General features: G+C 43.2%; 17 protein-coding genes and 1 pseudogene. 8 read left to right on the plus strand and 10 right to left on the minus strand.

Annotation, left to right across the window (positions count from 1 at the left end; all coding sequences use genetic code 11):
- The 9 genes from ACW6QF_RS04620 to ACW6QF_RS04660 are packed head-to-tail and all read right to left on the minus strand — an operon-like array spanning position 1 to position 9,073.
- Positions 1 to 687 carry an acylneuraminate cytidylyltransferase family protein gene (locus tag ACW6QF_RS04620; protein ID WP_456086983.1) on the minus strand — a complete coding sequence of 229 codons (687 nt, stop codon included), beginning with the start codon at positions 685 to 687 and terminating at the stop codon, positions 1 to 3.
- A 7-nt stretch (positions 688 to 694) separates the two neighbouring features.
- The gene (locus tag ACW6QF_RS04625; protein ID WP_456086984.1) at positions 695 to 1,735 is read right to left on the minus strand and encodes a nucleotidyltransferase family protein; all 1,041 of its coding nucleotides are present in this window, start codon (positions 1,733 to 1,735) and stop codon (positions 695 to 697) included.
- Between the two features lies 1 nt (position 1,736).
- A complete protein-coding gene (gene neuC / locus ACW6QF_RS04630; RefSeq protein WP_456086985.1) occupies positions 1,737 to 2,891 on the minus strand; it encodes a UDP-N-acetylglucosamine 2-epimerase in 1,155 nt (384 codons plus the stop codon).
- Positions 2,888 to 3,895 (minus strand): N-acetylneuraminate synthase, encoded by a 1,008-nt coding sequence (gene neuB / locus ACW6QF_RS04635; protein ID WP_186928016.1) that lies wholly within the window; start codon positions 3,893 to 3,895, stop codon positions 2,888 to 2,890. Before neuB ends, neuC begins: the two co-directional genes overlap by 4 nt.
- 3 nt (positions 3,896 to 3,898) lie before the next feature.
- Positions 3,899 to 4,540 (minus strand): acetyltransferase, encoded by a 642-nt coding sequence (locus ACW6QF_RS04640; protein WP_456086986.1) that lies wholly within the window; start codon positions 4,538 to 4,540, stop codon positions 3,899 to 3,901.
- Entirely contained in the window at positions 4,537 to 5,676 is a 1,140-nt protein-coding gene (locus ACW6QF_RS04645) for a LegC family aminotransferase (RefSeq protein ID WP_456086987.1), read from the minus strand. Before ACW6QF_RS04645 ends, ACW6QF_RS04640 begins: the two co-directional genes overlap by 4 nt.
- Positions 5,669 to 6,646 carry an NAD-dependent 4,6-dehydratase LegB gene (locus ACW6QF_RS04650; RefSeq protein ID WP_456086988.1) on the minus strand — a complete coding sequence of 326 codons (978 nt, stop codon included), beginning with the start codon at positions 6,644 to 6,646 and terminating at the stop codon, positions 5,669 to 5,671. Before ACW6QF_RS04650 ends, ACW6QF_RS04645 begins: the two co-directional genes overlap by 8 nt.
- 3 nt (positions 6,647 to 6,649) lie before the next feature.
- The gene (locus ACW6QF_RS04655) at positions 6,650 to 8,251 is read right to left on the minus strand and encodes a GumC family protein (protein ID WP_456086989.1); all 1,602 of its coding nucleotides are present in this window, start codon (positions 8,249 to 8,251) and stop codon (positions 6,650 to 6,652) included.
- A gap of 9 nt (positions 8,252 to 8,260) precedes the next feature.
- On the minus strand, positions 8,261 to 9,073 hold the full coding sequence (locus ACW6QF_RS04660) for a polysaccharide biosynthesis/export family protein (protein ID WP_456086990.1): 813 nt from the start codon (positions 9,071 to 9,073) through the stop codon (positions 8,261 to 8,263).
- 190 nt (positions 9,074 to 9,263) lie between these two features.
- Between ACW6QF_RS04660 and ACW6QF_RS04665 the strand changes: the two genes are divergently transcribed.
- Positions 9,264 to 10,106, plus strand: a complete 843-nt coding sequence (locus tag ACW6QF_RS04665) for a CvfB family protein (RefSeq protein ID WP_456086991.1) — start codon at positions 9,264 to 9,266, stop codon at positions 10,104 to 10,106.
- Between the two features lie 607 nt (positions 10,107 to 10,713).
- Positions 10,714 to 11,052 carry a DUF4372 domain-containing protein gene (locus tag ACW6QF_RS04670; RefSeq protein WP_456086992.1) on the plus strand — a complete coding sequence of 113 codons (339 nt, stop codon included), beginning with the start codon at positions 10,714 to 10,716 and terminating at the stop codon, positions 11,050 to 11,052.
- A 60-nt stretch (positions 11,053 to 11,112) separates the two neighbouring features.
- Here the strand turns inward: ACW6QF_RS04670 and ACW6QF_RS04675 are convergent, their stop codons facing one another.
- The gene (locus ACW6QF_RS04675) at positions 11,113 to 13,959 is read right to left on the minus strand and encodes a bifunctional fucokinase/fucose-1-phosphate guanylyltransferase (protein ID WP_456086993.1); all 2,847 of its coding nucleotides are present in this window, start codon (positions 13,957 to 13,959) and stop codon (positions 11,113 to 11,115) included.
- Between the two features lie 228 nt (positions 13,960 to 14,187).
- On the opposite strand from ACW6QF_RS04675, the gene ACW6QF_RS04680 reads away from it, so the two are divergent.
- The 6 genes and pseudogenes from ACW6QF_RS04680 (at position 14,188) to ACW6QF_RS04705 (ending at position 20,394) form a co-directional block, all read left to right on the plus strand.
- The gene (locus ACW6QF_RS04680) at positions 14,188 to 14,811 is read left to right on the plus strand and encodes a master DNA invertase Mpi family serine-type recombinase (protein ID WP_298546882.1); all 624 of its coding nucleotides are present in this window, start codon (positions 14,188 to 14,190) and stop codon (positions 14,809 to 14,811) included.
- A 316-nt stretch (positions 14,812 to 15,127) separates the two neighbouring features.
- A pseudogene (locus ACW6QF_RS04685) lies at positions 15,128 to 15,412 on the plus strand (nucleoside-diphosphate kinase); the annotation flags it as partial.
- Positions 15,413 to 15,706: 294 nt separating this feature from the next.
- A complete protein-coding gene (locus ACW6QF_RS04690; protein ID WP_298546886.1) occupies positions 15,707 to 16,213 on the plus strand; it encodes a DUF4494 domain-containing protein in 507 nt (168 codons plus the stop codon).
- Complete coding sequence (locus ACW6QF_RS04695) at positions 16,210 to 16,878, plus strand: YggS family pyridoxal phosphate-dependent enzyme (RefSeq protein ID WP_456086994.1); 669 nt, start codon at positions 16,210 to 16,212, stop codon at positions 16,876 to 16,878. Before ACW6QF_RS04690 ends, ACW6QF_RS04695 begins: the two co-directional genes overlap by 4 nt.
- Before the next feature lie 85 nt (positions 16,879 to 16,963).
- Positions 16,964 to 17,941, plus strand: a complete 978-nt coding sequence (locus ACW6QF_RS04700; protein ID WP_298546889.1) for a dihydroorotate dehydrogenase-like protein — start codon at positions 16,964 to 16,966, stop codon at positions 17,939 to 17,941.
- A gap of 8 nt (positions 17,942 to 17,949) precedes the next feature.
- Complete coding sequence (locus ACW6QF_RS04705) at positions 17,950 to 20,394, plus strand: FAD-dependent oxidoreductase (protein WP_456086995.1); 2,445 nt, start codon at positions 17,950 to 17,952, stop codon at positions 20,392 to 20,394.
- Positions 20,395 to 20,562: the final 168 nt, after the last annotated feature.

Below are 20,562 nucleotides of genomic sequence, written 5' to 3' on the forward strand. Positions count from 1 at the left end.
CTACTTTCTTTTATTCATTACAGCTTCTAAATACATCCAATCAGTAAGGGTATCTAAATCGACTGACATATCCAGCGGCATAACATACTTGCGTATTTTCTTAAAACTATCAAAATACCCCTTACGCAATGATTCTACGTTAAATACATAAATAGCCCCGTTAAACATCCAGACAGGAGGAGTATCCTGGCGTCTCCTAAAAGCGCCATCGCCCTTTGAGATACGAAGATATCCATCCCTGTTTTCCTCGAATAAATTATAATATGGATTCTGAGGAGATTCGCATACGGAAACAATTGCATCAACAGATTTATCGTATAATCCGATCGCTTCCGTTACCTGCCGAGCTGTCCGCAACGGAGAAGTCGGTTGCAAAAGGACTACCGCATCATAGCTAACCCCTAAGTTCTCGTAAAAATCGATTGCATGCAAAATAACCTCGTATGTACCGGCTGAATCTGTCGCAAGAAAATCAGGCCTTTTAAACGGTACTGTCAGACCATAAGATGTAACAACCTGCATAATTTCATCATCATCGGTCGATACACAAATATTACTGTCGTCCGTCAATTGACGAGCCACATCAATCGAATAGGCAATTAAAGGCTTCCCTGATAACTGCTTTATGTTCTTATGAGGAATACCTTTACTTCCCCCTCTCGCCGGTATCAAATATAACAATCTCATTATTCAATTATAAATGGTTCACTAATTCCTGAGCTTTATCGAAATCTTCAAACTTACCGATATCCAGCCAATATCCGGTAATAGGATAACGTATAACTTTATAACCCTTTGAAATTAACAAATTAAGAAAATCCGTTGCATCAAAAAAGGTATTCGAAGGAATAAGTTTCAATAAATCTTTCTTTATCAAATATATACCTGCATTAGCATAATAATTGAACGTCGGTTTCTCTTTTATGCCTTTAATTTCCCTCCCTTCCAAATCAAATATCCCATACGGCACTGAGACAGAGTAAGGAACTGCAGCCACAGACATATCGGCCTGATGTTCCGAAAAATGAGAGAAGAAATCTTCATAATTTATATTTGTAAATAAATCCGAATTCATCACTAATACCGTATCATAATGAAAATGTTCCACAAATCTGATCGACCCTATCGTTCCTAAATACTGTGGTTCACGAACACAACATATATTAGAATCCACACGGGATTCGGCAATATATGATTCAATCTGTTCCTTTAAATAATTTACAGTTATTGAAATATGATCAACGCCGTATTCGATTAAACGATCTATATTATAATCTATAATCGGTTTATTGCCAACCTTCAACAGAGGCTTAGGAACTGTTTCCGTCAACGGGCGTAAACGCAATCCTTTTCCTCCCGCCATTAAAACCGCATCTACCGGTAAAATAGACTTCTGTTTCTGAAGGTTATATATTTTAATTATACGCCTATCACAATCCAAATAGGGCAATAAAACTATCTTCTTTGATTTTAGCGTTTTTATTACATCAATTGAAATATTGCCATATTGTAAATAATGAAAATTTCGATTCATAGCCATAGAAACAGGGGCATCCAATTTCACCCCATTAATCAGGCACCGACGAATATCTCCATCAGTCAACGAACCAACCATTCTTCCCTGGCCATCTACAACAAACAGAGTCAAGATATCATTAGATAGTTGATTCAATGAAACTAAAGCCTCCCCGATATTTAGACTCTCATCTATAATATATTTTGAGTTTGCATCCATATTACAAATTATAAAATGATTTTTGAATCAGGTTTTCCAATGGATAAGTTTTCAACTGGGAAACAATCATGTCTGTAGTTCCCTCCTTTTCATACGGATTACTCCGCAATTTTGAAGCTGATTGAATTGCTTCAGAGAAAATTAATCTAAAACCCTGTTCTATTTCTTCCGTCGACGTTCCGCAATGCACCACGCTTTTTGCAGCAAGACGTCCCTTTTGGCGATCTCCAATATCCAGAGTCGGTATTCCGAAACTCGGAACTTCCAAGATACCGCTTGATGAATTTCCTATCGCAGCCGAGACATATTTCAATGCGGAAAGATAACGGAGCTTGCCTAAAGATTTAAAAGCGATTGCCCGGTCTTCATTCTTTGCGACAAAATCTTTTATACAGTCTATTAAGACACGCCCGTCCGTATCTGAATTCGGGAGTGTAAAAAGGATCCGATATTCCGGATGTTTAGCCAAGACTTCCAACAAATTGTCACATTGTTCCCGCGCCGTACACGTTTCCAACGTCACAGGATGGAACGTGACAAGCAGAGACTTGTCGCCTAATTTAAAATCCAAACTATTCTCCAATTCCTCTTTCGATAGGAAAGAACCTTTTTTTATATTTTCAACTCCAATAGCCCCTACATTAAACACCCGATCCGGGCTTTCTCCCAACTGGATCACCCTTTTCCGATATTCTTCCGTCGAGGTGAAATGCAAATGGCTCATCTTGGTAATCGCATGGCGGATCGCATCGTCATAGGCACCTTCCGTTATCTCTCCTCCATGTAAATGAGCGACTGGAATCTTAAAAAACAAGGCAGTGGAAACGGCTGCCAGAATTTCATATCGGTCACCTAAAACAACAATCAAGTCAGGACGCAAGTCTTCATAGGCATCAGCAAAACCAATCATGCCTAATCCTACGGATTTAGCCGTAGCATTTGATGTATCCGACGAAAGCAACATCTCAACCCTCTTATCAATAACAAAACCATCTTTCTCGATTTCTTTATACGTCAAGCCAAACTCAGGAGAAAGGTGCATATTGGTTGCTATGATCTGTAGTTTTAAATCCTCTGATTCATTTATTTGCTTCATAAGGCCACTCAGTAAGCCATATTCAGCACGACTGCCGGTTATAACGCATATCTTTCTCATAATTCAATCAGATCATCCGGTTCATATAATCTTGTTGCTGTTTTCCCTACCACATCCAACCATTTCATGGGAGAAATGCCGTTTCCCGGACGTTTTACAGTCAGATTCTGTTCTGTAAAAACCTCACCTTTCTCTATTTTGGATGCCGCAACAATGCTTTTCCGGGCAACTTCTATATTTTTAGCTTCCGAAGGGCTTATCCTTTTTTCAGCATCTCCTAAAGCTTTTTCTATATTCCGAATCGATAAAACCATTCTCTTCAGTTCATCCGGCTCCAAAGAGGCTTTATGATCCGGCCCCTCCAAATTCCGATCCAAAGTAAAATGCTTTTCTATAACAGAAGCCCCCAATGCAACAGCTGCGACAGGGACCTCTATACCTCTTGTATGATCGGAATATCCGACTTTGACATGAAATCTCTCGGCTATAGACTGCATAGCCCGCAAATTCACATCTTCCATTGGGGTCGGATATTCGGTATTACAATGTAGTATTATTATATCATTACGCCGGACACCATTTTCCACCAGGACAGCCAACGCTTCTTCTATTTCCCGGTATCCACTCATTCCGGAAGACAGGATTACAGGTTCTCCCTTTTGGGCGATCTTCCTTAAATAAGGATAATTAGTAATTTCTCCCGAAGGGATTTTCCACAATCCCAAATGAAGTTCTGCAAGGAAATCGATACTATCCAAATCAAAAGCAGTAGAGAAAAACTTTACTCCTTTCTTTTTACAATAGTCTATCAATATCAAATGCTGTTCCCAAGTAAGTTCCAAATGCTTCAGCATTTGGTATTGGGAATCATTACCATCATGCAGGTTTCTTTGTTGATACTCTGCTTTGACAGCATTTTTTGATACCAGCAACTCTGCTTTAAATGTTTGAAACTTAACATAATCAACTCCTGCCTCTGCTGCCACATCAATCAACTGTTTCGCCATTTCAAGCGAGCCGTTATGATTTACACCTGCCTCTGCTATAACAAGAGTATGTTTCATATCTTACAATTTTATCTTTAATAAAGCCGGATTTCCGGAATAAATGCCTTTTTTCACTATATTTTTACGCACAACACTGCCGGCCGCAATAACACAAGATTCCATAATACCAACACCGTTCACCATCACAGATTGACTCCCTAAAAAGACTCCCTGGCCAACTGTACAATTACCATTCACCATTGCTCCGGTGGAAATATGGCAAAAGTCACCAATAACCGCATCATGCTCGATATTGGCAAATGTATTAATTATGCAACCCTTCCCGATATGGGCGTCTGCATTAACCATTACATGGTGTAACACCACACTTCCTTCGCCAATGGACGCATGACGGGAAACACGGGCTGTAGAAGCCACAACCGTAGCCAAACAACCACCAACCGATAGAATACGTTCGTGCAACCGGATTCGCAGACTTGCATCCTTTATATGTCCTACCGTCACAAGGAACAAGGCCTTATCGACATATTTAACCAGATCTTCATCCGTCCCGACAACCGGATATCCCAAAACAGAACTACCGACATATTCCGGCATATCAAGTATGCCGAGTATCGTATAACCAGCACTCTCAGCAGCATCTATCACCGATTTGCAATGTCCGCCGCCACCGACCAAGACTATATTACCGGGATCGCTCATAACCTAACGCTACTTGGAATATTTACAACACGTTCCTCAAACCAATACGTATTCGTCAGATCGTCTGTCTGGCAACCTGCAAACATGGGTTGCTTATTCATCAATCCCCAAATCGGTCGTGTCATAACTCCATGATCATTTGTATAGGTCAGAAATTCGTCACGCGCCGACTTATCAGGCAATAAAACCGCATTCAACCAATAATTGGAACGACAATCTTCCGGTTCGGAAAAAAACTCAATTGGTGTATCTTTGAAAAAGGACTTATATTTTTCAGCTGTTTCACGTTTATTCTCTATAAAACGATCCAGATTCTCCATCTGTGCACAACCTAACGCCGCATTAATATTAGGCATACGATAATTATAACCGATATGGTCATGCATAAACTCCCAACGATGAGACACCTTTGCTTGCGTCGTTAAATGTTTTGCATAAGCACCCAATTCGGCATCCTGAAACAACAACATACCACCTCCACCGGTCGTAATCGTTTTATTGCCATTAAAACTTAGGGCACTAATCTTAGCCAAAGTACCAGTATGCCTACCCTTATACAAACTACCGATACTTTCAGCAGCATCCTCTATTAACTCGATATGATACTGTTCACATATTTGTACAAGTTCCGCCAATCTGGCAGGATGCCCGAACGTGTGCATCGGAACACAAGCTTTCACTCTCCGCCCTGTCCCTTTATTATAGCAAACGCCATCCTTCATTTCAGCAAATGTAGAAAGCCATTTTCTTAAACTGTCGGGAGACAAGCCCATCGTTTCCCGATCTACATCTATAAAAACGGGATAAGCACCTATATAACTAATTGCATTTGCAGTAGCTATAAATGTCAAAGCCTGAGATATAACTTCATCTTCACGCTCTACCCCCGCCAATAGCAAAGCCATATGAAGAGCATTTGTCCCATTTACACAGACAACGGCCTTTGCCGCCCCTGTATAATCGGCAACCATCTCCTCAAATCGATCGACAAACTTACCGACACTTGAGACAAATGTCGTATCAATGCACTCATTCAGATATTTCTTTTCATTGCCGATAAAACAAGGGGCATGAAGAGGTACAAAGTCATCCGAATGATATAGTCCATGTATAAAATCAACTATAGGTTTATACATTATATATATCAGCTTTATATTTTCTTAAATTATCTTTATCCAAAAACCAATTTATCGTTTCCTTTAAACCTTCTTCCAAAGAATAAGAAGGTTCGTATCCTGTTAAGGATTTTACCTTCGCATTATCTCCCCATAAACGGAAAACTTCAGAATTCTTAGGACGGATACGGGCCTGATCCTCTATGAACTTAACATCCGAATTCATCAAACGAGCTATTAAGTTCAAAGTATCACGCATCGAAATTTCATTGTTGCTACAGATATTTACTTCTTGTCCTATTGCAGCATCACATTTAGACAGTTCGATAAACCCTTTACAAGTATCTTTCACGAAATTAAAATCACGCGTCGGGGTCAAGTCTCCCAATTTTATCTCCTTCTTTCCATTTGCTATTTGCGTTATAATGGTTGGAATAATAGCCCGAGCCGATTGACGAGGACCATATGTATTGAACGGTCTAACCAATACAACCGGCAAAGCAAAAGCATTATAAAAACTCATCGCAATTGCATCCGCTCCAATCTTTGTTGCAGAATAAGGTGATTGCGGTTGCTTGGGATGATGTTCGTCAATCGGAACATAACGTGCTGTCCCATATACCTCCGAAGTTGAAGTTACAAGAACTTTCTTCACCCCATTTTCTTTTGCTGCCTGGCAAATATTCAAAGTTCCTTTTATATTTGTATCCACATAACTGTCCGGAGCGACATAAGAATAAGGAATTGCAATCAATGCTGCCAAATGGAAAATAATCTCGACATCCTGAGTTATATGCTTACAGAAATGAGGATCACGTACATCACCTGTCACCACCTCCAATTCAGGATGCTTAATATCATTCAACCATCCCCAATCATTGAAAGAATTATAATATGAAAGTGCTTTGACTTTATACCCCTGTTCCAATAGCATTTCAGTCAAATGGGAACCAATAAAACCATCAGCACCTGTAACCAATACTTTTTGCATATCCTACTTCGTTTCTTTATATTCCTTCTTTAATGCCACAAACTGCTCTTTTCCAAATAAAAATGCAACAGGAACGACCATTGTGAAAATAATCATGCCGATAAGAGCATATAATTTTCTGGGAGCAATTGATTTCTTCTTAACATATGCGGCCTCAATAATACGTGCACGGTCCTTATTCTCTCCAATAGAAAGAAGAAAATCTTCCCGCTTCTGCAAGAGAATCAAATAAAGAGCCTGGTATATTTCCTGTTGACGGCGAAAATCGATATATTCTCTCTCCAATGTTGGAACAACTCCCATCTTATCTATAATAATTTTTTCTTTTCCTTTTAGATCATCCAAAGTTAAAGTCAAGCTTTTTTTAGCATTATCGATAGATAAGAACACACTCTCACGTAATTGATCCACTTGCTTATTCATTTGTCCTATCAAAGGATTATCTCCTTTCGTACTTTGTAAAAGTCTTAAACGTTCTAACAGTGCTTCATTATATGATAAAACAGATTTAGAAGAATTCTCGCCTTCACCAGAGGCCAGCAAAATAGGAACCAGATTATATTTATTCTGAGGATCCTTCACATATGCATCCAACAAATCAACCAAACGAGTTTGAGCTTCCAATTCTATAATTTTCATCTGCAGCTCTTTCATCTGATCAGCGTAGAACTGAACGTCATATTCAATATCCGTCATCTTATTCTTGAGTTTGTAACGTTCAATATTTACTTCAACATCCGTTAGATTGGCTACAACTGCGTTTAAACGCTCATCCAAGAATTGAACACTTTTTCCACCTTCGGCTTTTTTTATAGAATCTTCTTGGGAATTATAAACATCCACTAATGTCCGTAATAAATCCAACCCTCTCTTTTTTTCATAATCGGTACATGAAATCTCCACCACATTTGCATTCTTCGCAAATTCATCAAACAATAATGATTCGGACAAATCTTGTGCGGCCCATATAGACGGAACTATTTCAAGCTTTAAAGATAAAGGCTTTATCTCTTCTTCTCTAAATGACAAAACAAAAGTACCTTCTTCCAATTTTATTTCCGCCGGTAAAGACTTAAATTCAAGATGCTTCTTGACATCCTCGTTTTTGGCAACTACTTTAACTTTCCCAGTCTTATCTATATCAACATTAAATGTTATGGGAGATTCCAGATTTTTTTGTGTTACTGAATCAGTAAACAATAATAGAGGAGCATCTTCATACATTTTATATTTGTAAGCATTAGGCTTATAGTAAACAATATTCAGCCCTAACTTCAAAACAACATCCTGCAAAGTAGTCGTAGACATTAGCTTTGCCAATTCGTCATCCATATTAAAGCTACCGCCACTAATGCCCCCTAAACCAAATGTCTTCATCAATCCCGAAGCATCACCGATATTCAACCCCGAACTTGAAGTTCCTTTATCTTCCAACAACAAGATCTTTGTCATCATTTCATAAGTACGGGGAACCAAAATCAAATATAATAAAGCAGGGATTAACGAAATAATGCCTGCCACTAAAAAACATCGCCAATGACGAAAATAATAAATGATAATCTTTTTCAGATTAATTGTTTCATTATCTTGCTGAATAGATTCCATACGTAATTATTATTTATTTAAATTGACAATTGTAATGACCATACTCGTTATAATAGAGAGAGAACTTATCACAGTAGTCAGCAATGACATCGTAAATGAACGGTCCGCACTGGTTCGGGAACGCTGTTTATTTTTTATCGGTTCAGCATAGACAATATCATTCTGTTGCAAATAAAAATAGGGAGATGCAAATATTGCTGGATCAGTTAAATCCAGACGATGGCTCTCTTTTATTCCATTATTGTCACGAATCACCAAAATATTTTTTCGATTAGCAGTCAACTGCAAATCTCCACCTAATCCTATAGCTTCCAATATGGATATCCTATCATTTTTTATCGTATATGCACCCGGACGCGAAACATCACCCATCAGTGTTATTTTAAAATTAAGCAACTGCACATTTACCAACGGGTTTTCCACATATTTGGAAATCATTTCTTCCATTTTATTAGCCAACTCCTGCCTCGTCAGGCCTGCGACATGTATCTTACCCAAAACCGGGAAATTGATATTTCCATCCTGATCAACCAAATATGTATATAAGTTTTGAGATGCGATGATTGGCTGTTCCCCTTGTGGAGTGGCCGAATAAGCATATACCGGAGGATTAAAGGGTGTAACAGCTGCAGGATCCCATGCTGTCACATTAATCGATAAAAGATCATCATTCGTTATTTTAGTCGTGTATGATTGACTCATTTTCGCCAATTGCTCTGGTGTCAAATCATCTATACCCTGAAAATAAATCACATCCTTTGGTGCCGAACACGCACACATCAGTCCACAAAAAAGGGCAAACAAATAATATTTCAAATTCATGCTTTTAATAAGTATTTCAAAATTAGAACTGCAAAGATACAACTTTCAGAGGAACCATCCATCTAAAAACTCCTTATAAAAACTATTACAACTATAACGATGCAAATTTGGGTATATTGCTGCTTGAGAAATAAAAAATATAGGATATTAGGCTATTTTCCCGTACTTTTGTCAGAAAACAAATGGAATCATGGTAGAAATAGGAAAATATAATACATTAAAGATCGTAAAGGATCTGGACTTTGGGGTTTATTTGGATGGTGGAGACGGAGTGGAAATACTGTTGCCGGCCCGTTATGTGCCCAAAAATGTAAAACCGGGAGATGAAGTCGAAGTTTTTATTTATCATGACAATGAAGGGAGATTGATCGCAACGACAGCCAAACCTCTTGCCCAGGCAGGAGAATTTCAGTTTATGGAAGTAAAATCTGTTAATAATACTGGCGCTTTCCTGGAATGGGGATTAATGAAAGATTTGTTGGTTCCTTTTAAGGAACAAAAAATGCCCATGCGGGAAGGGAAATGGTACTTGGTATATGTACACGTAGATCATGTTACCGGACGTATAGTAGCCTCCGCAAGAATCGATAAATATCTGGACAATGTAATACCGAATTATTCTTTTAATCAGGAAGTCGATTTGCTGGTTGCAGAAGATACTGAAATAGGATATAAAGTAATTATCAACAATGCTCATTGGGGATTGGTCTATCACAGTGAGGTTTTTCAACGTCTGGAAAAAGGGGAACATCTAAAAGGGTACATCAAAGAAGTTAGGGAAGACGAAAAGATAGATGTCAGCCTTACGCCTTTAGGATATCAAAAGGTCGAAGGCATTGCCAAGACAATTCTGGATTCGCTCAAAGCCCAAGGAGGATACGTTGCCGTCCATGATAAAAGCGAACCCGAACTTATTTATTCTCTATTTCGCTGTAGCAAAAAAGCATTCAAACAAGCAATCGGGGCTCTTTACAAACAAAAGATAATCGATATCGAAACTGAAGGAATCCGGTTAATCGATAAAGACAAATAACAAATACATATTTCAATAGGACTTTGGAAGATAGAACAATACGGTGTAGTAGTTTGGTTTTGATTACTAATAAAAGCGGGAGATAGATAAATCTATACTCCCGCTCCATCATAGTTATCGTTTTAGCCAAAAAATAGACTTAAAATGAGATATTCTCTTCAAATCTGAACACCTCCACTTAATGGTACAAACCATAGTCAGATTCTAATTAAATTATTAGAAAAGGAATTTCCTTTTCTCTGATACAAAGGACGGCTAATTAATTGATATAAACAAATTAAATTCGAATTATTTGGTTAATCCCCAAATAAAGAATTGATACACCACTAAATACCAGGCATTTACAGCACAAGAAAAATTTCACAAATAAGTAATCACCCTCATCTTTAGTATTGTGAACAAAGACCGCCTTCACGTTATCTCCACAATTTTCAGGAAACGGTTTCTAAAATACCACAATTTCAATCAAAAGCCAAAATGTTTTATTCCTGCCGATTGTTACTTCTCAAGCTCACTACTGTCCCATTAAAATCTGAGTTAGCTACAGAGGCTTCTCGAGTCAACGGATTTGAAATCGTAATTTTGCGACATTAACAACAGAGTCGCAATGAACAAAGAAAAATACGTTTTCTCACAATTAGTATCCTTCTTGGACCGTAATCACTTCAATTACCTTGTTCGCAAGTATAACGGAGACCGTTATGTCAAGCATTTGACCTGTTGGAATCAGTTCCTTGCAATGATGTTCGGACAAAATAAACTCCGAGTACAGGAACAAATGCCGGTCTACACCATTATAGAACCGGCAACTGTTCCTCTCAAAACTTCCTCTCCAAAGAAATTATTGATTCTGGTAACATTCATCTTCCTCGCTTTCATCGGAGGATGCGGGTATCTGCTCATCAAGAAATATGCGATCGCCCTGTCGCCAAAACCTGAAGCGTAATCTGGAAATCGCCATCCCCAATCGAGATCCGCCTACACACAAGCAAAACATCGCAACGCCTTACGACCTGCTCACCTGCAACCCCTTATCCGACAAGCTCATTTCGACAAAACGGGCATTTTCATTCTGCGGGTCGGCTGTGAGAAGACGGCGAATCTGCAAAGAGGCTTCCGGATCTTTGGCTACGATATAAAGGTAACCTCCTCCTCCGGCACCTGGAAGTTTATACCCCAGAGTGTAATCTTTGATGCGAGAGATAAGCTGTTCTACAGCAGGCGGATTTGTCCCGGCATCAAGCGCCTTGTTTTGTTCCCAACTTTTGCCGACCAATCGGCCATAAGAAGCGAAATCACCCCGAAGAATAGCCTCGTACATGTCCAATGCATGCCCTTTCATTTCAGAAAGCAGACGAAGATGGGGCCCACTGTTTAAGAACATTCCGCGTACGATTTCAGCAAGGATATCCTTCGCCGTACGGGTAATTCCCGTATAGTAAAGCAGGTGGCAAGCACGATATTCCGGTTCGGTAAAAAGATATTCCGGCAGCCAGCGTACCGACGGATTCTGGTGGAACCCCTCACCCGTTTGCAACAGTTTCAAACCATGTAACACACCTCCGTACTGATCTTGCCATCCGCCTCCGGTCGTAAGCAGCTGCTCCAAGATCAGAGTCCGGTTACCAATCTCGTTCTTATCCCACGCCAAGCCGCAGAAATCCGACAATGCACCCAATACCGTAGCCGCGAGAATCGAACTGGTTCCCAGACCGGAACCGGCAGGAATGGCAGCGAGCAACGTCACTTCCAACCCGCAGCCGAATGCTTTCAGTTGCTCTTCCAACGAAACATAACGGCTTGCTGAAAATTCGGGTGTAAACCCGGCCAGAGCCAGTGCCGCTTTCGGGATAGAGAAAGGAGAGCCGACCTTGTTAAAGTTACGCAGTTCGTCCCAAGTCGAAACGCTCTCCATCGCCCCGATATCAATGGAACGAAGAATGATACGATACTCGCGAGCCGGCTTCACATAGACCTGCAAGGGAGGTTGTCCGTTCAACTCGATCGCCACGTTCACGACATTGCCACCGGCATACATGCAGTAAGGAGGCGTATCCGTCCATCCTCCTGCCAAGTCGATACGCACGGGACTGCGCCCCCAGACAATCTGATCGCGATAGACATTAAGGCGAGGCGTCTGTTTTTCATCAGCAATCGTACCGATCAGGCCTTCACGCAACAGTGAGAATGCCTGCTGCTGTTCCACCATGCCCCGGTCATCTCCTGAAAGTTGCAGGACACGGGCACGGAACATATGGTCATGCACGCGCTTCATCAGCGGAACATCCTCCGACAAGCCCCCAGGCAACGTAATCCCTTTGGAAACAAATTCAGAGGCGGCATCCGCCAGATCCAATTGAAAGAAAATACTTTTATCATGATTGGCCGCAAGCATCGGCCAGTTTTTCTTCCTGAACGCTTCACGCTGGGCAAACAGGCGGCGGAGATTCGCACAGTCGGAAAGCCTGTTTGCAGACATCTTTTCAGCCGCTTTCCACACCCTGCGTCCTTCATCCAGATGGGGCTCAGATACCATCCAGCGTAACGCAACACCTAACTCGTCCATATTCCGGCAAACAGGAAACAAGGCCGCATTCTGTATGTCGGCACACTCCGACAGGCAAACAGCCCGCTCCGCAGCCCATTCCACGACAGAACGCCCCATGAAGAGCGTCGACTCATCCTTTGTATTCCCTTTGAAAGTATCATTGAAACCATACGGGCGCGCCACCCAGCCTTCTTCGCCGACAGGCACGACATCAATGCATACACCGGAAGGAATGTGCAACTCCCAATCGTTTACCGGGATACCCGTAATCACATGCCGATCGGCAAGTATCCATCGTTTCCCTACAAAACTGTTTTCGATCCACAGCTCGGAATTGCCGGAGGTCAACGGACAACAAACTTCGGCGTTCTGGACAAACATGGCAGGATGTGGTTTCACCTTGCGCTGCATGATCGCCCGCTGGTCACGTACAAGGTTCTGCACCGACAACGTCGAGGAAATCAGTTCCCGGCTCGTACCATAATGATAAAACTCACCACCCGGCAATGGCAGGATAGCAACAGTCAACGCATTCAACTCTTCGTCGGCTATACGCGGATGAGCACCAAGAGCAAGACCGAACTCGGAATACAGGTCGTATTCCTTCAGTTGTTTTCCGCTCGAATCGTAGGAATGTTTCATCAGTAATTCCACCGCCCGGTCACTGAGCAGCCAAACACCTATATCCATCAGGAAAAGGTGCGTACCTGCCAGTCGCCCCAACTCATCGAGAGTGGGTTTCTGAAGCATGAAATCAAGCTGGTCGGGAGATTTGCGGTCCGACACGAAGACCCCGTGGCGAGTGGCAAGTGCAGGATCCACCCACAAACCGTAACAGACAACATCGGCCTCAGGAATCTCCTGCAACGGCTCGCTGTTTCGCAGATAAACGTCACCACTGGCAATCAGCGTATGCAACGAATCCGGTGCTTTACGCATGATCTCCTCATACAACGGAAGCTGGAGCGAAAGGAGATTTTGAGATAATTTCTGTCCCCTTGCCCACCTGAACACCGGAATGGGCGTCAAGATCTTGCCCGAAGGTGCATACCCAGGTAATCGTCGGCTCTGCCCTCCCGCATGCAGCAAAATCCGCTTTTCACGCGCCAACCATTCTCCGGCCGTCAACGTTCCGGCAGTATCGTCGTCCCGGCGGCAAGCTTCAAGCAACCAAGTCGTTCCTCCACCCGATCCCAAACGGGCACCTACAGGGTCAGACGTACAAAACCAATCTGCCGGATCGGCATTTGCTATCTCATGAAAACTGCCAACCAGATTAGGCGGCAGCGACAATAATTTCCTCATATATCACTATTCTTTCCGGCAAATGTACTTCTTTCCCCTTTTACTGCGTAAAATTTAATTTAATTTTTACTTTCAGAGGCTGTTTCGTTTAAATTATTATATCCACCTTTGTAGAGGGAATTCGCTCTTATAATCATACGACAATAAAAAAAGTTGGTAAATACTAATCCCACCCTTTCATTTCTATTTCTGAAGTATCTTTAGTTATTCACTTAATATTCAGATGGTATGATATACGGTTATGTAAGAGTCAGTACGGATAAACAGAGTACTGAAAATCAACGTTTCGAGATTGAAAACTATTCAAAAGCGAAAGGTTTCCGTATCGAACGTTGGGTAGACGAAACAATCAGCGGGACAACGAGTGTATCGGATCGCCAACTTGGCAGATTATTAAAGCAGATTCGTAAAGGTGATACACTCGTAACAACAGAGCTATCAAGGCTTGGACGTAATTTGATGCAGGTCATGAGTTTCCTCCACCAGTGTATGGAGCGGGATATCATCGTCCTTACAGTCAAAGAACGTTATGAATTAGGGAACAATATCAATAGTAAGATTCTCGCCTTCGCCTTTAGTCTGAGTGCAGAAATCGAACGTAATCTGATCTCACAACGTACCCGCGAAGCACTTGCACGTAAAAAAGCGGAAGGTACGAAACTCGGTCGTCCGAAAGGCAAAAAGACTATGCAGGTCAGGTTGTCCGGAAAAGAAAATGTCATCCGCAAAATGATCAATGAGAAATGTTCGATGAATGAAATCGCCGAGAAATTCGGAGTAAACCGTCAAACTCTCCGCGATTTCCTCCGAGACACATTCCCGGACTGGAGAAAATATAGATATATTAAGTAATCGGACCTTCATGGCTTTAATTGTCTGGATGTTAATCTATGTAACCTTAATAAATTGTTTTTGAGGTAATTTATTATCAGTCAATACGGCATGCCCCAACCAGGCAAAATGGTCCGCATACTAAATAATCCAATACCTCTGCACACTGAGCCACCAGTGTGCGGTAGGTTTTGTGCGCTTTATTCTTTCCTCCAGTAAAACGAATATTTCCCTTCCGGCTCCCCCTCTATTTCAAAATCTTTATTGAATATTATACGACAAATTAACTTATTAGAAATAATTGTTTTATCTTTGGCATATACGTCGAATCTTATAACGCATCAAAGACGCCATGTCGGCATGTCCCGTCATCGTATGTTGCTGGGAAGGGGTAGACGCCATACATGTCGTTCGCCAACTGGCCGGCTCCACCAACGGAAGGAACGCGCAGCCGGGAACCATCCGCGGCGACTTCAGCATGAGCGTACAAGAAAACATCGTGCATGCTTCCGATTCACCCGAAACGGCAACCATCGAACTGAAACGTTTTTTCAATGACGACGAATTGTTCGATTACAAAATGAATAACTTGCCGGCTATTTATGCCAATGATGAGTTTTGAAACGTAAAAGAGCCGGAATGTATAGGAAATCCTTATACCTCCGGCTCTGATATTTTAGAACCCTTTGCCCTATTCCTCTCGAACCGGACAAAACAACCTAATTACTAATCTAAAAATCTAATACCATGAAAAAACACACTACGCTTATATAACCGAAGCACATGGCAAAAGGTTCACAACGATTCCAATAATTGACAAAGAAATCCGTTCCCGTTGTTTAATTCCCGAATTGCCGTTATATTTGTACCTCGTTTGGAATAAAAATACAGACATCATAATAAAACGTATAAATATATGCATAACTGGTTTGAATGTAAAGTCTCCTTCGAAAAAGTTTTGGAGAATGGAATGCAAAAGAAAGTGACGGAACCTTATCTGGTTGACGCCCTGTCATTCACGGAAGCGGAAGCCCGCATCATCGAAGAAATCCGTCCCTTCATATCCGGGGAGTTTACAGTGACAGACATCAAACGCGCCCGCTTGTCGGAATTGTTCTTCAACGAAAACGGCGACCGTTTCTACAAGATCAAAGTTTACTTCATCACCCTCGATGAAAAAAGCGGAGCCGAAAAGAAAACCGCAGCACAGATGCTGGCACAGGCATCTAACCTGAAAGATGCCATCGCCGTATTGGAAGACGGAATGAAGGGTACGCTTGCCGATTACACCATCGCATCCGTTACGGAAACCCAGTTGATGGATGTCTTCCCCTTTGACGCCAACAGTGTCCCTTCGGAAAAGAAATCCGAGGAAGAACTGATTGCCGAACAGAAAAAACAGGCGGAAACAAGAGAAGCATGAGCATCACCGAGAATATAACAAGACTGAAAGCATCGCTACCGGCAGGTGTTACGCTGGTGGCGGTCTCCAAGTTCCATCCCGCCGAGGCTTTACAGGAAGCCTACGATGCCGGACAACGTGTATTCGGTGAAAGCAGGGCCCAAGAGCTGACAGCTAAACAAAAAGTTTTGCCCGGTGACATCGAATGGCATTTCATCGGCCCGTTGCAAAGCAATAAAGTGAAAGACATCGCCCCGTTCATTCACACCATACACAGCATTGACTCGCTGAAACTGTTGCAGGAAGTCAACAAACAGGCGGCCAAACATGACCGCATCGTCCGTGTCCTATTGGAGATACACGTCGCGCAGGAAGAAGCCAAACATGGTTTCAGCCCCGACGAATGCCGCGAACTGTTACTCTGTTTATCACCCGGAACACTTCCCAACATCCGGATATGCGGATTGATGGGGATGGCGACAAATACTGACGACACAACGCAGATCCAGGATGAGTTCCATAAGATTCATGAACTATTCACCGAACTGAAAAACTCGGTATTCAAGGATGACGAATATTTTTGCGAATTATCGATGGGAATGAGCCATGACTACCCGGTCGCCCTTCGCGAAGGCAGTACGATGATACGCATAGGAACCAGCATTTTCGGTGAACGGGAATATTGAGTTTTAACCATTTTAAAGAGCAAGAACAGACAAGGTAGAAAATAATTCTCTATTTTTGTAATCGTTGAACATAATTGAATCTGACATGATTGACATTAAAACACAATATGCGGGCCTGACACTTCGTAACCCGCTTATCGTCGGAAGTTCCGGTTTGACAAACAACGCGGAACGAAATAAGGAATTTGAAAAAGCCGGCGCCGGCGCGATCGTGCTGAAATCACTCTTCGAAGAGCAGATTGAAATGCAAAGCGATGTACTGATGCAGGATTCGGATTATCCCGAAGCGGCCGATTACATACGCGGCTATGTAAAAGCGAATCAGATAAACGGTTATCTGGAACTGATCCAGAAGACAAAAGAACAATGTACCATCCCGGTTATCGCAAGTATCAACTGCTATAAATCGGATGCATGGGTCGAATTTGCCCGCCAGATCGAATTGGCAGGAGCCGATGCTCTGGAACTGAACGTGTTCTTTCTGGAAACAGACCTCACATACAGCAGCGAAAACATGCGCGACTTGTATGTCAGTATTATCCGCAAAGTGAAAGAAACGGTTTCGATCCCTGTCATGATCAAGATGAGCAAAATGGTCGGTAATATACCGGCTGTTGCCCATACGCTGACAGTTAACGGGGCAGACGGGATCGTCCTCTTCAACCGTTTTTACCAACCGGATATCGACATCAACAATATGCAAATTGTCTCAGGTAACGTCTTCAGCAACCATTCCGACTTGAGCGATACGCTTCGCTGGACAGCAATCGTTTCAGGTAAGGTGCCCGGAATCAGCATTGCTTCCTCTACCGGAGTGCATGATTGGGAAGATGTCATCAAATGTTTGCTCGCAGGAGCCGATGCCGTACAGATGTGTAGCGCCGTCTATACACATGGGGCAGAAATTATCTCACAGGTGCTCACCTGCATCGAAGAATGGATGCACCAGGCACATTACCAGTCGCTTGATCAGTTCAAAGGTAAACTAAACTATGCTAACATCCCCAATCCGGCGATGTATGAACGTTCACAATTCATGAAATACTTCTCCAACAGAGATTAAACAACTATATGAACTACTTGATTGTCGGAGGAGTAGCCGGAGGAGCTACCGTTGCAGCACGTCTGCGTAGAATGGATGAAAAAGCCAACATCATCCTGTTCGAGCGAGGGAAATATGTATCGTATGCAAACTGCGGTCTACCTTATTATATAGGTAACACGATCAACAACCGGGAAAAGCTGTTCGTACAGACAGTGAAAGGTTTCACAGACCGTTTCCGGATCGACATCCGCACAGAACAGGAGGTAACCGCCATCCGTCCGGATAAAAAGGAAGTGGAAGTCAAGAACCTGTCCACAGGCGAGACATACACCGAGACATACGACAAACTGGTACTTTCGCCTGGAGCCGAACCGCTCCGGCCGGGTATCGAAGGGATTGGAAGCAAGAAGATATTCACGCTCCGCAACGTGCCGGACACCGATACGATCAAGAATTATGTCAATACGGAGAATCCGAAACGCGCTATCGTTGTGGGCGGCGGCTTTATCGGACTGGAAATGGCGGAAAACCTGCATGAACTGGGTATCCGGGTCAACGTGGTGGAAATGGCCAACCAAGTGATGGCGCCGTTGGACTTCTCGATGGCGGCAATCGTACACCGGCAACTGACCGATAAGGGAGTCGGACTGTACTTGGAAGATGGTGTCAGCCGCTTTGAAGAAAAAGACGGTGGTGTGACCGTACACCTCCGCAGCGGCAAACAGATCGCTACCGACATGGTTTTACTAAGCATCGGGGTACGCCCGGAAACCAAACTGGCCAAAGACGCAGGGCTCGCCATCGGAGAACGGGGCGGTATCGCCGTAAACGATTATATGCAAACTTCCGATGCAAACATATATGCCCTCGGCGACGCAGTCGAAGTACGTCATCTCGTAACCCGGCAACCGGCCCTCATCCCGCTGGCAGGACCGGCAAACAAGCAGGGGCGCATCGTGGCGGACAATATCGTATTCGGCAACAAAGAGAAATATCCGGGATCAATAGGAACTTCCATCGCAAAAGTATTCGACCTGACGGTTGCCGCCACCGGAGCCAATGCGAAATTGTTAAAACGGAATAATATCGCCTATATATCATCCTATACCCACGGAGTGTCGCATGCCGGATATTACCCGGATGCCGTTCCATTGTCTATCAAGATATTGTTCGCCCCGGAAAGCGGCAAGCTGTTAGGCGCCCAGGTTGTCGGCTTCGACGGTGTAGACAAACGCATCGAGATGCTGGAACAAGTGATACAACGAGGCGGGACAGTCTACGACCTGGCGGAATTGGAGCACGCCTATGCCCCTCCCTATTCGTCAGCCAAAGATCCTGTGAATATGGCCGGATTCGTTGCAGAAAACATATTGAGCGGAAAATCCCGGATCATCCAGTGGCGTGAACTCGCCGAACTTCCGGCCGACACGATTCGAATCGATGTCCGTACACGCGACGAATATAAATTAGGCACGATCCCCGGATTTATAAACATACCGGTAGACGAATTACGCGAACATTTAGGTGAACTGCCGAAGGAGAAACCGATCGTCGTAACTTGTGCAGTCGGACTGCGTGGTTACCTGGCCTATCGCATCCTGGTGCAGAATGGCTTCAAGCATGTGCGTAACCTGTCCGGAGGATACAAGACGTGGAGCATGGCGACAGCACCCGTAAAGGAGATCGTTCCCTGCAAACCGGAATCGCCGGAAAACACAAATTGCGGATGCCCCGCTACCCAGGTTCCTCTGTTGAAAGTAGATGCCTGCGGACTGATGTGCCCCGGACCTGTGATGCAACTGAAAAAGAACTACGAAACGTTGAAGGCCGGCGAACAACTCCAGATAACTGCCACCGACCAGGCTTTCGGCAAGGATGTCGCTTCCTGGTGTAAGATGACGGGGGCAGAACTGGTTGCGTTGGAAAACAAAAACGGGGTGGTTGCCGCCACCATCCGCAAGCAGGAGAAAACAACTTCCTGCGAGATTTCGCGTAACAATGCCGACAATAAGACACTGATCGTCTTCAGCGATGACCTAGACAAAGCACTGGCCTCTTTTGTCATTGCCAATGGAGCCGCTTCGACCGGCAAGAAAGTGACCATGTTCTTTACTTTTTGGGGATTGAATGTGATCAAGAAACAGCATAAGCCGGCAGTCTCCAAAGATATTTTCGGCAAGATGTTCGGTTGGATGCTTCCGGCACACAGCGGCAAACTCAAGCTGTCTAAAATGAATATGGGAGGTGTCGGTAGCCGGATGATGCGCTTTATCATGAAACAAAAGCGGATCGACAGCCTGGAAAGCCTGATCCGACAAGCCGTAGACAACGGCGTGGAAATGATCGCCTGCACCATGAGCATGGATGTGATGGGCGTGCAAAAAGAAGAGCTGATGGACAACGTTACGCTGGGCGGCGTGGCTTCTTACCTCGAACGGGCAGAGGAGGCGAATGTGAACCTGTTCATCTGATGCACTTCGCGAACCACCGGTAATCATCGGGATAAACATAAGGATAAGTCAGGACGCGGATCAATACAAAGCAGGCAAAAGGCAAAGTTGTTCCTACCCGTCAAAACGCCGGTGTTTCGATGGCAAAGCATATATATGTTTTAAAATCGAATCACCGGTGTTTTGAAA

It is taken from the genome of Parabacteroides sp. (assembly GCF_977054455.1).